This window comes from Streptomyces sp. NPDC048462 (assembly GCF_043200175.1).
In the GTDB taxonomy this organism is placed as follows: Bacteria; Actinomycetota; Actinomycetes; order Streptomycetales; family Streptomycetaceae; genus Streptomyces.
This window is the reverse complement of the sequence record NZ_JBICXG010000002.1, coordinates 325490-338827: the sequence shown is the minus strand read 5'-3', so window position 1 is coordinate 338827 and position 13338 is coordinate 325490. Positions and strand designations below refer to the sequence as shown.

General features: G+C 73.8%; 11 protein-coding genes. 6 read left to right on the top strand and 5 right to left on the bottom strand.

The features are described 5' to 3' along the window. The first annotated feature begins 49 nt into the window (after positions 1-49). Positions 50-481, top strand: coding sequence for a MarR family winged helix-turn-helix transcriptional regulator (locus ACGFU6_RS04760; protein ID WP_260256113.1), 432 nt, complete (start codon positions 50-52; stop codon positions 479-481). Between the two features lie 20 nt (positions 482-501). On the opposite strand, the gene ACGFU6_RS04755 is transcribed toward ACGFU6_RS04760, so the two are convergent. Continuing rightward, the gene (locus tag ACGFU6_RS04755; protein ID WP_393608372.1) at positions 502-1314 is read right to left on the bottom strand and encodes a nucleotidyltransferase family protein; all 813 of its coding nucleotides are present in this window, start codon (positions 1312-1314) and stop codon (positions 502-504) included. Between the two features lie 170 nt (positions 1315-1484). On the opposite strand from ACGFU6_RS04755, the gene ACGFU6_RS04750 reads away from it, so the two are divergent. Both ACGFU6_RS04750 and ACGFU6_RS04745 read left to right on the top strand, forming a co-directional pair. Beyond that, on the top strand, positions 1485-2903 hold the full coding sequence (locus ACGFU6_RS04750; RefSeq protein WP_393608070.1) for a phytoene desaturase family protein: 1419 nt from the start codon (positions 1485-1487) through the stop codon (positions 2901-2903). Positions 2904-3129: 226 nt separating this feature from the next. Then, positions 3130-7263, top strand: a complete 4134-nt coding sequence (locus tag ACGFU6_RS04745) for a molybdopterin-dependent oxidoreductase (RefSeq protein ID WP_393608370.1) — start codon at positions 3130-3132, stop codon at positions 7261-7263. Positions 7264-7285: 22 nt separating this feature from the next. Here ACGFU6_RS04745 and ACGFU6_RS04740 read toward each other — a convergent pair whose 3' ends face one another. Next, on the bottom strand, positions 7286-7594 hold the full coding sequence (locus ACGFU6_RS04740; RefSeq protein WP_393608069.1) for a UBP-type zinc finger domain-containing protein: 309 nt from the start codon (positions 7592-7594) through the stop codon (positions 7286-7288). Between the two features lie 185 nt (positions 7595-7779). Here ACGFU6_RS04740 and ACGFU6_RS04735 point away from each other — a divergent pair, with 185 nt between their 5' ends. Next, the gene (locus ACGFU6_RS04735; RefSeq protein WP_393608068.1) at positions 7780-9267 is read left to right on the top strand and encodes an AlkA N-terminal domain-containing protein; all 1488 of its coding nucleotides are present in this window, start codon (positions 7780-7782) and stop codon (positions 9265-9267) included. Further along, complete coding sequence (locus ACGFU6_RS04730; protein ID WP_393608067.1) at positions 9264-9782, top strand: methylated-DNA--[protein]-cysteine S-methyltransferase; 519 nt, start codon at positions 9264-9266, stop codon at positions 9780-9782. The genes ACGFU6_RS04735 and ACGFU6_RS04730 overlap by 4 nt, the downstream gene beginning before the upstream one ends. A 64-nt stretch (positions 9783-9846) precedes the next feature. Here ACGFU6_RS04730 and ACGFU6_RS04725 read toward each other — a convergent pair whose 3' ends face one another. Further along, positions 9847-10431: a TMEM165/GDT1 family protein gene (locus ACGFU6_RS04725; RefSeq protein ID WP_393608066.1), complete on the bottom strand. Its 585-nt coding sequence runs from the start codon at positions 10429-10431 to the stop codon at positions 9847-9849. 261 nt (positions 10432-10692) lie between these two features. Further along, complete coding sequence (locus ACGFU6_RS04720; protein ID WP_393608065.1) at positions 10693-11193, bottom strand: NUDIX domain-containing protein; 501 nt, start codon at positions 11191-11193, stop codon at positions 10693-10695. A gap of 141 nt (positions 11194-11334) precedes the next feature. Between ACGFU6_RS04720 and ACGFU6_RS04715 the strand changes: the two genes are divergently transcribed. Then, positions 11335-12450, top strand: coding sequence for a glycerate kinase (locus ACGFU6_RS04715; protein WP_393608368.1), 1116 nt, complete (start codon positions 11335-11337; stop codon positions 12448-12450). 80 nt (positions 12451-12530) lie between these two features. Here the strand turns inward: ACGFU6_RS04715 and ACGFU6_RS04710 are convergent, their stop codons facing one another. Beyond that, the gene (locus tag ACGFU6_RS04710) at positions 12531-13253 is read right to left on the bottom strand and encodes a PucR family transcriptional regulator (RefSeq protein WP_393608064.1); all 723 of its coding nucleotides are present in this window, start codon (positions 13251-13253) and stop codon (positions 12531-12533) included. Between the last annotated feature and the right edge of the window lie 85 nt (positions 13254-13338).

Below are 13338 nucleotides of genomic sequence, written 5' to 3'. Positions count from 1 at the left end.
GATACGTATCCGTGTTCTGTCAGATGCCCGTGGCTGTACGCTCGCGGGCATGGGAATGACTGCCGGCGACCGTCTCGGCGCGGACATCAAGCGTGCGGAGCAAGCGCTCATGGCAGCCAAGAGCGCCGCGCTGAAGGGCGCCGACCTCACCGTCGCCCAGTACGCGGCGCTGTTCGCCCTCGCCGATCACCCCGGTATGTCGGGCGCCGCGCTGGCCCGGGTCTGCCTGGTCACCCCGCAGGCCATGGCCGCGGTGCTCAAGCACTTGGAGGAGCGCGGGCTGATCGCCAGGTCGGTCCACCCGTGGCACCAGAAGATGCTGGAGACCCGGCTGACGGAGGCGGGCACCGAGACGCTGCGGCTGGCCGACGAGCAGGCGGTACGGATCGAACGCCGGATCGCCGACGAGTTCACCCCGCAGGAGCGCGACGCCCTGCGGAGCCTGCTGGCCCGCTGCGTCACGGCCATCCAGCGGGACTGAGCGTGGGCGGAGGCTGCGGCTCAGCCCCCGTCGGACGTACCCGTCAGCACCGCCCGTACGTCGGCCACGACCCCGGCGGCCGTCTCCACCGCTGCGGCGTCCAGCCCCCGCAGCGCCTCACCGGCCCGGTCCGCGAAGTCCGCGGGCGTGTCCGGCAGGGCGGCGGCCGCTGCCAGCGCGCCCTTCTCGTTGAGGCACCAGGTGCGGTGGTGGGCGTGCAGCGACTGGGCGAGGATGCCGAACGCCCGGGACAGGCAGAGCGACACGTGCAGCCGGTCACCGGAAGGGGCCGACTTGCGGGCCGACGCCACCGAGAACTCCGCCTCCCACGCCGCGTCGGCCAGGGCCCTGCGCAGCGGCTCGGGGTAGTCGAGCGTCTGAGCCCGAAGCGCCGTCAGCTCTCCCCGGGTATCGGCCAGTACGTGCCCGAGCGCGACCTCGCCCGGATAGGCGGGGGACCAGAAGCCGAGCGGATGGCCGGGCTGGACGCCCACCTCGAAGCGCCCCTGGCGGCAGTCTGCCCAGACCGCCTCGACCCGGTCCAGATCGCGCAGGATCCAGTCGACCGGGGTGCCGTCCACCCGCAGCCAGGCCCCGCCGTCGACCCACGGACCCCAGCCACCGGGACCGGCCACCTCGACCGCCGAGCCCTGCACCTCGCGGGCCAGTGCGCTCAGCGCGGCCAGGTCCGGGACGCCTCGGTAGTAGAGGCCCAGGTCCCAGTCGGAGTCCGGGCGGTGGGTGCCCCGGGCCCGGCTGCCGCCCAGTGCGACGGCGTGGATCCCCGGTACGGCGAGGAGTTGTCCGGCCATCGCGCCGATCGCCCGGCCCATCCCGGAATCCTCCGTGAGCGGGCCGGTGGGCGCTGCCGGGCGGGGGCCGGGGTGCGGCGGCCGCGCGGGGTTCGGTGTGGTCATCGAGCGGGAACCCTACCCGCGCCCGGACCGCCCGCGCCTGTGAATATCCTGGGGCTCCGACCATCGGCTGACAAAGGAGTCCGAAGGTGCCGTCGATGCTTGACGCAGTCGTCGTGGGGGCAGGCCCCAACGGGCTGACCGCCGCGGCCGAACTGGCCCGCCGAGGCCATGCCGTGGAGGTCTTCGAAGCCGGGCGGACCGTCGGCGGCGGAGCCCGTACCGAGGAGCTCACGCTCCCCGGCTTCCGGCACGACCCCTGCTCGGCGGTCCACCCGCTGGGCATCGGCTCGCCCGCCTTCGACGCGATGCCGCTCGCCCGGCACGGCCTGGAGTGGATCCAGCCCCGGCTGGCCCTGGCCCACCCGTTCCCGGACGGGTCCGCCGCCGTGCTGGCCGGCTCGGTGGGGGAGAGCGCCATGTCGCTCGGGCCGCGTGACGCGGGGGCCTACCGCAGGCTCGTCGCCCCGTTCCTCGGCCACTGGGACACCCTCGCCCAGGACTTCCTGCGCACCCCGTGGGACGGGCTGCCGCGCGACCCGTACCGCTGGGTGCGCTTCGGCCTCGACGCCATCCAGCCCGCCACGCTGCTGTCCCGCCGCTTCAGCGGCGAGAAGGCGCGCGGCCTCTTCGCCGGACTGGGCGCCCACGCCATAGCCCCCACCAGCGGCATCGCTACCGGCGGAATCGCCCTGCTCTTCGCGCTGGCCGCGCACGAGAAGGGCTGGCCGGTGCCGCGCGGCGGCTCCCAGGCGATCTCCGACGCCCTCGCCTCGTACCTGCGGGAACAGAGCGGTGTCATCCACACCGGTACGGAGGTCAAGCGCCTGGACGAGCTCCCGCCGGCCCGTGCCTACATCTTCGACACCTCGCCGACCGCGCTGGCCCGGATCGCCGGCCTGGGCAACGCCTACCGGGGCTACCGCTACGGCGCCTCCTGCTTCAAGATCGACTACGCCCTGTCGGGGCCCGTCCCCTGGACCGCCGAGGAGGCCCGCCGGGCGGGCACGGTGCACATCGGCCCCACGGCCGGCGAGATCGACTCCGCCCTGCGCGCGGCGGTCGGCGGCCGCGACCCGAGCGTGCCGTTCCTGATCACCGCCCAGCCCAGCCTCGTCGACCCGTCCCGCGCCCCCGAGGGCAAGCAGGTGTTCTGGGTGTACGGGCACGTCCCGGCCGGCTGGGAGGGCGACGCCACCGAGGTCATCGAACGCCAACTGGAGCGCTTCGCCCCCGGGTTCCGTGATCTGGTGCTCGCCCGCTGTGTGGCGGGACCGCCCCGGATCGCCGCACGCAACGCGAACTACGTGGACGGGGACATCGCCTGCGGCGCCTTCGCGGGACTGCAGACCGTGATCCGTCCCAAGCTCGCCCGGGTGCCGTACGCGACAGCGCATCCGGCGGTCTTCATCTGCTCCTCCGCGACCCCGCCCGGACCCGGTGTGCACGGCATGTCCGGACACCACGCGGCGAAGGCGGTGTGGCGCCGGCTGCGGTCCCGCGCCTGAACCGTCGGGCCGCGGACGTCCTTCTCATCTCACAGCACCGGGCCGGTGGATGTGCGGCGAGCGTTACCGCCCATGATCCGCCCGGGTCACACCGGCGTAATGGGCCATTCGTACCGTCGGGACCACGATCCGATCCACGGAAGGTCCCCCGGTGCCCCCAGAGAGCTCGTCGGCCGCCGTCACTCCGGTACGGACGGTCTGCTCCTACTGCGGGGTGGGCTGCGGCATGGTGCTCGACATCGGCTCCGGTCCCGACGGCCGCCGCAAGGTCCTCAAGGCGTCCGGCGACAGGACCCACCCCGCCAACTTCGGCCGGCTGTGCACCAAGGGCGCGACGACCGCCGACATGCTCGCCGCCCCCGGACGGCTGACCACGGCGCTGATCCGGCCCGAGCGAGGCGCCGAGCCCGTACCGGCCGGCGTGGACGAGGCGATCACCGATACGGCCCGGCGGCTGCGGGCGGTCATCGACGAACACGGGCCGGACGCCGTCGCCTTCTACGTGTCCGGGCAGATGAGCCTGGAGGCCCAGTACCTCGCCAACAAACTCGCCAAGGGCTTCGTCCGCACCAACCGGATCGAGTCCAACTCCCGTCTGTGCATGGCCAGTGCGGGCAGCGGCTACAAGCTCTCCCTCGGCGCCGACGGCCCGCCCGGCTCGTACCGGGACTTCGAGCACGCCGACACCTTCCTCGTCATCGGCTCCAACATGGCCGACTGCCACCCGATCCTCTTCCTGCGCATGATGGAGCGGGTGAAGGCGGGCGCCCGGCTGATCGTCGTCGACCCGCGCCGCACCGCCACCGCCGACAAGGCGGGCCTCTTCCTCCGGATCCGGCCCGGCACCGACCTCGCCCTCCTGAACGGGCTGCTGCACCTCCTTCACGAGAACGGGCACACGGACGCCGCGTTCATCGCGGAGCGCACCGAGGGCTGGGAGGACATGCCGGAGTTCCTGGCGGACTACCACCCCGCCGCCGTCGCGGAGATCACCGGCATCCCCGAGGCCGACATCCGGCAGGCGGCCCAGTGGATCGGCGGCGCGGGGGAGTGGATGAGCTGCTGGACGATGGGGCTGAACCAGTCCACGCACGGCACCTGGAACACCAACGCGCTGATCAACCTGCACCTGGCCACCGGGGCGATCTGCCGGCCGGGCAGCGGGCCGTTCTCGCTCACCGGCCAGCCCAACGCCATGGGCGGCCGCGAGATGGGCTACATGGGACCCGGCCTGCCGGGACAGCGGTCGGTGCTCGTGGACGAGGACCGCGCCTTCGCCGACGAACTCTGGGGCCTGGAACCCGGCACCGTGCGCAAGGACGGATCGGGCGAGGGCACCGTCGACATGTTCCGGCGGATGGCGGCGGGCGAGATCAAGGCCTGCTGGATCATCTGCACCAACCCCGTCGCCTCGGTCGCCAACCGCCGGACCGTCATCGAGGCACTGGAGGCGGCCGAACTCGTCATCACCCAGGACGTGTTCGCGGAGACCGAGACCAACGCCTACGCCGATGTCGTCCTGCCCGGCGCGCTGTGGAGCGAGAGCGAGGGCGTCATGATCAACAGCGAGCGCAACCTCACCCTCGCCCGCCCGGCCGTCGACCCGCCCGGTGAGGCCCTCGCCGACTGGCGGATCATCGCGCGGATCGCCTGCGAGATGGGCTACGCCGACGCCTTCGGCTACCGCAGCGCCGAGGAGGTCTTCGAGGAGATCAAGCGCGCCGCGAACCCACGCACCGGCTACGACCTGCGAGGCGTCAGCTACGAGCGGCTGCGCACCACGCCCGTGCAGTGGCCCGCCCCGACGGCCGACGGCCCCGACCGCAACCCGATCCGCTACCTCGGACAGGACGGCGGCCCGGTTTTCCCGACCGCGAGCGGGCGCGCAGTCTTCTTCGCGCGTCCGCACGTCGCGGCCGCCGAGATGCCGGACGACGACTACCCGTATCTTCTCAACACCGGCCGCCTGCAGCACCAGTGGCACACCCTCACCAAGACCGGGAAGGTCGCCAAGCTCAACCGGCTCGACCCGGCGCCGTTCGTCGAGCTGCACCCCGAGGACGCGGAACGGCTCGGGATCGTCGCGGGGGACTCGGTCGAGGTCGCCTCCCGGCGCGGCCGGGCCGTACTTCCGGCCGTCGTCACGGACCGGGTGCGGCCGGGCTGCTGCTTCGCGCCCTTCCACTGGAACGACCTGTTCGGTGAGTACCGCTGCGTCAACGCCGTGACCAGCGACGCGGTGGACCCGGTCTCCTTCCAGCCGGAGTTCAAGATGTGCGCGGTGACGCTCGCGAAGGTCGCCCCCGCGCCCGGCCTCCCCCCGGCGCCCGGCGCCGCCCCCGTCACCGAGGCCGAGCGGCCGCTGCCGGCCGTCGCGGGGCCCGGCGTGGGCGGGGGTGCGGGCGCGAGCGCCGGGGCCGTGTTCGGGCTGGAGGACGCACCGCCGCCGGTCCTCGCGGAGCACGAACGCCAGTACCTGGTCGGATTCCTCGCCGGCCTGCCGTCGGGCACCCCGGGCGTTCCGGTGCTGCCGGGCGGCGCGCCTTTCACCGGGGAGCACGCGCGATGGGTGAACGGCGTCCTCGCCGGGATGTACTCACGCGCCCCGCAGTCCTCGGACGAACCTGCGGCGGCCGGCCCCTCCGGCGGCCGCGAGGTGGTCGTGCTGTGGGCGTCGCAGACCGGCAACGCCGAGGAGTTCGCCACGGCCGCCGCCGACCGGCTGACCGCGACCGGGCACCGCGCCCGGCTCGTCGGCATGGCCGACGCGGACCCGAGGACGCTCCCGGCCGCCGCCGACCTCCTGCTGATCACCAGCACCTTCGGTGACGGCGACGCGCCCGACAACGGGTCCGGGTTCTGGGAGGCGCTGACCGCAGCCGACCCCCCGGCCCTGGACGGCAGGCGGTACGCGGTCCTGGCCCTCGGAGACTCCTCGTACGACGACTTCTGCGGCCACGGACGACGCCTCGACCAGCGCCTGGACGAGCTGGGCGCGGTCCGGCTGGCCCCGCGCACCGACTGCGAACCCGACTACGAGCCCTCCGCGCTGAGCTGGCTGGACCAGGTCCTCACCGGCCTCACCGCACCACCGGCGCCCGCGACGGCGGCCACCTCACCGGCCACCTCACCGGCCACCTCACCGGCCACCTCACCGGCCACCTCACCGGCCACCTCACCGGCCACCGCACCGGCCGCCGTGCCCGTCACCGCACCAGCCGGCGCTCCCGCGCGCGGCGCCAGGCCGCTCCCCGTCGCGGCCCGGCTGGTCGGGAACCGGCTCCTCAGCCTCCCCGGCGCGGGCAAGGAGGTCCGCCGGTTCACCTTCGACACCCGGGGCGCCGACGGCCCCCTCGCCTACGAGGCCGGAGACGCGCTCGCCGTGCACCCCGTCAACAGCACCGGCCTGGTGACGGAATGGCTGGCCGTCACCGGTCTCGACGCCGACGCCCCCGTCGATGTCGCGGGGCTCGCCGGGATCCGGCTGGCCGACGCGCTGCACCGCCATCTGGACATCACCGCGCTCACCCCCGCGCTGCTCGGGTTCATCACCGAACGCACCGGCGACCGGGTCCTGAAGAAGATGCTGCGCCCCGACAACAAGGGCGAACTCGCCCGCTGGTCCTGGGGCCGCCAGGCCGTGGACGTCCTGGCCGAGTACCCCGTCCGGGCCGCACCGCAGGAATGGGCCGGCATCCTCAAACGGCTGCAGCCCCGCCTGTACTCGATATCGTCCAGCCCGCTCACCGACCCCCGCAAGGTGTCCCTGACCGTCTCCGTCGTCCGGTACGAGAACCCGCACGGCCGCCCCCGGGGCGGGGTGTGCTCGCCCTTCCTCGCGGACGCGGCCCCCGACGCCCCGGTGTCCGTCACCGTGCGGCGCGCCCCGCACTTCCGGCCCCCGGCGGGTCCCGACACGCCGATGGTGATGGTCGGCCCGGGGACCGGCGTCGCCCCGTTCATCGGCTTCCTGGAGGAGCGCCGCGCCCGCCGCCACCGCGGCCCCAACTGGCTCTTCTTCGGAGAACAGCACCGGGCCACCGACTTCTACTACGAGCAGGAGCTGACGGAGTACCTCGCCGACGGCACCCTCACCCGTCTGGACACCGCCTTCTCGCGCGACCAGCGCGCCAAGGTCTACGTCCAGGACCGGATTCGGGAACACGGCGCCCGGCTCTGGTCCTGGCTCCGGGACGGCGCCCACTTCCACGTCTGCGGCGACGCCGCGCGCATGGCCAAGGACGTCGAGCGGGCGCTGCGCGACATCGCCGTCGCGCACGGCGGCCTCGACGACGACGCGGCGGCCCTGTACGTCAAGCAGCTCGCCGCCGACAAGCGGTACGTCCGCGACGTCTACTGAGGGGCCCGGCCGTCGCCCGCCCTCAGGCGGTCCGCGCCGGTCCGGCTCCCTCGACGTCGAAGGTCAGCTCGTCCTCGTAACACCACCACCAGGTCTCGCCCGGCTCGTAGGAACGGATGAGCGGGTGCCCGGTGGCGGAGTGGTGGGCGGTGGCGTGCTTGTTCCGGGAGGAGTCGCAGCAGCCGACGTGTCCGCAGGTCGGGCACACGCGCAGATGAACCCAGGTGTCGCCCCTGGCGACACACTCCGTGCAGGAGTCGGCACTGTCCGGGGCGACTCGCCGCACCTGGTCCAGGTGGGAGCAGAGCGGTGCCGCCTGTGCGTCCGTCATCGTCGGGCCTCCTTCTCGTCGCTCACCGCCCTCGCCCCGTTCCATTCTCGTGCGAAGTACGGAACGGGGCGAGGGGAGGCGGGCGAGCGGCGGCGGGGCAGGGCGGCGCGGAGCGGTGCAGGCAGCTCGAGGCTGATGTCGGATTCCCGCCAGCTCCGCCCGGCCCGGTGCCCCATGCTTGAACCATGCACACCGACACCGAGCGTTGCGTGCGGGCCGTCCGGTCCAAGGATTCCCGTTTCGACGGCTGGTTCTTCACGGCGGTCCTGACCACCAGGATCTACTGCCGGCCGAGCTGTCCCGTCGTGCCGCCCAAGGTCGAGAACATGGCCTTCTACCCGAGCTCGGCCGCCTGCCAGCAGGCGGGATTCCGGGCCTGTAAGCGGTGCCGTCCCGACACCAGCCCGGGGTCGCCCGAATGGAACGCCCGCGCCGACTCCGTAGCCCGCGCGATGCGGCTCATCCGGGACGGGGTCGTCGACCGGGAGGGGGTGAGCGGCCTGGCCACCCGGCTCGGGTACTCGGCCCGCCAGATCGAGCGTCAGCTGCTCGCGGAGCTGGGAGCGGGGCCGCTGGCCCTGGCCCGGGCGCAGCGGGCACAGACCGCGAGGGTGCTCATCGAGACCACCGGGCTGCCCATGGCCGAGGTGGCGTTCGCGGCCGGGTTCTCCTCGATCCGCACCTTCAACGACACGGTTCGCGAGGTCTTCGCCCTCGCCCCGGGCGAGCTGCGCAGCCGTGCCACCCGGTCGGTGAGACCCCCGGCCACACCCGGCGTGATAGCGCTGCGACTGCCCTACCGCGCACCGCTCAACCCCAGCAACCTCTTCGGACACCTCGCCGCGACGGCCGTCCCGGGCGTGGAGGAGTGGCGCGACGGCGCCTACCGCCGCACGCTCGACCTGCCCCACGGGCACGGCATCGTCGCCCTCACCCCGCACCCCGGCCACATCGCCTGCCGGCTCTCGCTCACCGACCCGCGAGACCTCACCCTGGCCATCAGCCGCTGCCGCTGGCTGCTTGACCTCGACGCCGACCCGGTCGCGGTCGACGAACAGCTGCGCGCCGACCCGCTGCTCGCCCCGCTGGTCGACGAGGCGCCGGGGCGGCGGGTGCCGAGAACGGTCGACGGCGCGGAGTTCGCCGTCCGGGCGGTGCTCGGCCAGCAGGTGTCGACCGCGGCGGCCCGCACCCACGCGGCCCGGCTGGTCACCGCGCACGGCACGCCGGTCGACGACCAGGAGGGCGGTCTCACCCATTTGTTCCCGGCCCCCGGGGCGCTCGCCGGACTCGACCCCGAGCAACTGGCCCTGCCGCGCAGCCGCCGCCGGACGCTCACCACCCTCGTCGGGGCCCTGGCGGACGGTTCACTGCGGCTCGGCACCGACACCGACTGGGAGAAGGCGCGGGCCGAACTGGGCGCCCTGCCCGGCTTCGGGCCCTGGACGGTCGAGGTCATCGCCATGCGGGCGCTCGGCGATCCGGACGCCTTCCTGCCGACCGACCTCGGCATCCGGCGCTCCGCCCAGGCGCTCGGCCTGCCCTCGACACCGGCCGCCCTCACCGCCCGCGCGGCGGCCTGGCGGCCCTGGCGGGCGTACGCGGTCCAGTACCTGTGGACCGTCGACGACCACCCCATCAACCACCTTCCGGCACAGGGAAGTCCATCGTGACCACAGCACGCGCCACCACCCGGCGGCACACCGTGATCGACAGCCCCTACGGCCCGCTCACCCTCGTCGCCACCGACGGAGTCCTCGCCGGCCTCTACATGACCGCTCAGCGTCACCGTCCGCCCGAGGAGACCTTCGGTACGCCCGACCCCGGCCCCTTCGCCGAGACGATCCGGCAGCTGGACGCCTACTTCGCCGGTGAGCGCCGGGAGTTCGACCTCCCGCTGAACCTCGACGGCACCCCGTTCCAGCGCGGCGTCTGGGCGGAGCTCCAGCGGATTCCGTACGGCGAGACACGTTCGTACGGCGAACTGGCCGAGAACCTCGGCAGGCCCGGCGCCTCACGTGCGGTGGGGCTGGCCAACGGCAAGAACCCGGTCGGCATCATCGTGCCCTGCCACCGGGTCATCGGGGCGTCGGGGAGCCTCACCGGCTACGGCGGCGGACTCGACCGCAAACAGCGGCTGCTGGCCTTCGAGAACGGCACGCAGGACACCACCCCCTCGCTCTTCTGAAACCGGTGGAGGGCTCCGCACGCGCGCGGAGCCCTCCACCGGTAACCGTCCCGTCGCGGCCGGGTCAGCCGGTGAAGATCTCGATGACCGTCCAGATCGCCAGCCCCAGCATGCACAGCCCACCGACGCGCTGGACCGTCTTGAGGGGTACGCGCTTGGCGATGAACCGGCCGGCGAGCAGCGCCAGCGCGGATACGGACATCAGGGCCGCGGCGGACCCGATCGCGGTGGACCAGGCGCCGTTGCTCGCCGCCAGGTTGGCCGTGGTGATCTGGGTGAGGTCGCCCCACTCACTGATGAACACCGCCATGAACGCGGTCGAGTACACCGGCCAGAAACCGGTCACGGTCTTCGGGGCGTCATCGTCCTCGTCGTCGCCCCCGCCGGCCCGCAGGAGCATGAACGCCCCGAACGCGAACAGCAGGGCCGAGACGAGCTTGACGATCCAGTCGGGCAGCAGCCCGAGCAGGCCACCCGCCCCGACTGCGATGGCGACATGGACGATGAACGCGGACGACGTACCGAACCAGACGTAGAGCGGGCGCATGCGCGTGCCCATGGCCAGCGACGCGAACATCGTCTTGTCGGGGAGCTCCGCGAGGAAGATCAGCCCGAAAGCGGTGAGGATCGCCAGGGGGTCGAGATGCATTCCGGGTGGCTTTCTGTAGGAGCCGGGCCCCGGATCTTCCGCGAAGTGCCACTCGGGCTTTTCGGAGGACCACTCGGCCCGGCATGACGGTGGCACCCACGGGGTGTGGGTGTGTCATACCTGACCGAAGGTCTCGCCCGTCCGCGGAAATCCACGGACCCGGCCACCGGGAACCCGGAGGTTCCAGTGTGTCGACGACCGGTTTGCGGGGCTACTCCCCTTCGCAGCCGTCAACACTACCCCACCCGGAAGCGGGGGAGATCACCTGTTCGAGCCGACGGGCAGTCCGTCCTCCAGCTCCGCGGCACCCGCGCCCGAGTCCAGTACGTCCAGCGCCGCACACACCCGCCGCATCAGTCCGGCGGGCAGATGGCTGCCGAGCTCCGCCCGCTCGACCAGCTTCCACGACAGCAGCTCCTCCTCCTGGACGCGCACCGCCTTCAGCTGCCGCTCGTCGAGCACACCGCCGTCGTAGACGTAGGCGACGATCGGCGGCCGTGCGGTGCCGCGCGCCCAGTCGACGGCGAGCAGCCGGCCCGGCTCCAGGTCGAGGCCGATCTCCTCGGCCGACTCGCGCCGGGCCCCCTGCCGGGGGCTCTCGCCGTCCGCGGACTCGATCGTGCCGCCCGGCAGCGCCCAGCCGTCCCGGTAGTTCGGCTCGACGAGCAGCAGCCGGCCCTCCGAGTCGCGGAAGACGCACGCGGCACCCGCGAGCACCTTGGGGAGTCCGTCGATATACGTGGCGTAGTCATCCGTGGTCACGCAGACAGACTCTAGAGGTTCTCGGCCGCAGGTCCAGGGCACGGACACCCATGGGCAGGAGGCGGGTGGTCCGGATAGGGTCGGGGCGGCGCGACTGCCTGTTCGAAAGCAAAGGGATTCAAGGTGACGGACGGAGCAGTGATGAAGGCCGCACGCGTGCTCGTCGCGGCGGACAAGTTCAAAGGCTCACTCACGGCTGTACAGGTCGCTGAGCGGGTGACGGCCGGGCTGCGGAGCATCGCTCCCGAGGTGGCCGTGGAGACCCTGCCCGTGGCGGACGGCGGCGACGGCACGGTGGCGGCCGCGGTGGCCGCCGGGTTCGAGCGCCGCGAGGCGCGGGTGACCGGGCCGCTCGGTGATCCGGTGACGGCGGCGTACGCCCTGCGCGACACCACGGCGGTGGTGGAGATGGCCGAGGCCTCGGGCCTCCAGCACCTTCCCGACGGCGTCTTCGCGCCGCTCACCGCGACCACGTACGGATCCGGCGAACTGCTGCTCGCCGCGCTGGAGGCAGGTGCGCGGACCATCGTGTTCGGGGTCGGCGGCAGCGCGACCACGGACGGCGGCGCGGGCATGCTGTCCGCGCTCGGCGCGCGGTTCCTGGACGCGGACGGCAAGCCCGTGGGCCCGGGGGGCGGCGGGCTCGCCGCCCTCGCCTCGGCCGATCTGTCCGGGCTCGACCCGAGGCTCACCGGGGTCGACCTGATCCTCGCGAGCGATGTCGACAACCCGCTGACCGGGCCGAAGGGCGCACCGGAGGTGTACGGGCGCCAGAAGGGCGCGACCGAGGAGGACATCGCGGTCCTGGACGCGGCGCTCGCCCACTACGCGTCCGTGCTGGGCCCGGACCACGCCGACCTGCCCGGCGCGGGTGCGGCGGGCGGCATCGGCTACGGGGCGCTGGCCGCCCTCGGCGCGCGTTTCAGGCCCGGGATCGAGGTGATGCTCGACGTGCTCGGCTTCGCCCCCGCGCTGGCCCGCGCCACGCTGGTCATCACCGGCGAGGGTTCGCTCGACGAGCAGACCCTGCACGGCAAGGCCCCGGCGGGGGTCGCCGCCGCGGCCCGTGCGGCGGGCATCGAGGTCGTCGCGGTCTGCGGCCGCCTCGCACTGCCCCCGGAGGCGCTGGGGCGGGCGGGGATCCGCCGCGCGTACGCGCTCACGGAGCTGGAGCCGGATCCGGCGGTGTGCATGGCCGAGGCGGGACCGCTGCTGGAGCGGGCGGCGGAGTCCATCGCCCGGGACTTCCTGCGCTGACCCCCGGCGCGGAGGTACGGGCGCGTCCCGTGCCTCCGCGCCGACACCTCACAGCGCCGACACCTCACAGCGCCGACACCTCACAGCGCCGCCGCCGGAAGCGCCCTCAACGCGTCCAGGGCCAGTACCACCTCGACCAGCTCCCTCGGCCGGGACAACGACCGTGAGGTCAGTCCCTCCAGCCGCCGCAGCCGGTTCAGCACCGTGTTGCGGTGGCAGCGCAGCCGGACGGCCGCCCGACCCGCCGAGCCTCCGCACTCCAGCCAGGCGTCCAGCGTCGACAGCAGCAGCGCCCGCTCCGCCGGGGCGCGGGCCAGCAGCGCGCCGAAGACCTCCGCCGCCAGGTAGGCCGACACCGAGGGCAGCCCGGCCACCAGGGCCGCCGGGACCCTGCCGTCCAGGCAGGCGACCTCCGCCCGGCCGGTGCCGCACGTCAGCAGCGCCGCATCGGCCAGCCGGCGCGCCCTGCCCAGACCCGCCAGACCCCGCACGGCCGGGCTGACGCCACCCGGGCCCGGACACCGCTCAGCCAGCAGCGCGGCGACCGAGGCCGGCTCCGCCGCACCCAGCACGACCACCCCGATCACCCGGTCCGGACGGACCCGCCAGAGGAACCGCAGCCCGTGCGCGCCCGTGGTCCCGGGCCCGGGACACCCGCGAAGCGGCAGCACGGCCACCGCGTACCGGCCGCACTCCGCAAGACCCAGCGCCTCGGCGGCCAGGGCGGCGAGCCCCGGTCCGCTCCGGTCGTCGAGCAGCGCGTCGAGCAGCGCCCACCCCCGGTCCTCCCCGCGCCGCCGCATGTCCGCTCCGTCCTCCGCGAGCCGCCGCGGGCCCCTCGGCGCCCGCACCGGTGGCCGGGCCGCCGACGTGAGGATGCCACCGGCC

What these genes read in the sequence shown, in the direction of transcription:
- ACGFU6_RS04760 (WP_260256113.1), top strand. Translation starts at nt 50, where the DNA reads ATGGGAATGACTGCCGGCGACCGTCTCGGCGCGGACATCAAGCGTGCG.
- ACGFU6_RS04755 (WP_393608372.1), bottom strand. Translation starts at nt 1,314, where the DNA reads ATGGGCCGGGCGATCGGCGCGATGGCCGGACAACTCCTCGCCGTACCG.
- ACGFU6_RS04745 (WP_393608370.1), top strand. Translation starts at nt 3,130, where the DNA reads ATGGTGCTCGACATCGGCTCCGGTCCCGACGGCCGCCGCAAGGTCCTC.
- ACGFU6_RS04740 (WP_393608069.1), bottom strand. Translation starts at nt 7,594, where the DNA reads ATGACGGACGCACAGGCGGCACCGCTCTGCTCCCACCTGGACCAGGTG.
- ACGFU6_RS04735 (WP_393608068.1), top strand. Translation starts at nt 7,780, where the DNA reads ATGCACACCGACACCGAGCGTTGCGTGCGGGCCGTCCGGTCCAAGGAT.
- ACGFU6_RS04725 (WP_393608066.1), bottom strand. Translation starts at nt 10,431, where the DNA reads ATGCATCTCGACCCCCTGGCGATCCTCACCGCTTTCGGGCTGATCTTC.
- ACGFU6_RS04715 (WP_393608368.1), top strand. Translation starts at nt 11,335, where the DNA reads ATGAAGGCCGCACGCGTGCTCGTCGCGGCGGACAAGTTCAAAGGCTCA.
- ACGFU6_RS04710 (WP_393608064.1), bottom strand. Translation starts at nt 13,253, where the DNA reads ATGCGGCGGCGCGGGGAGGACCGGGGGTGGGCGCTGCTCGACGCGCTG.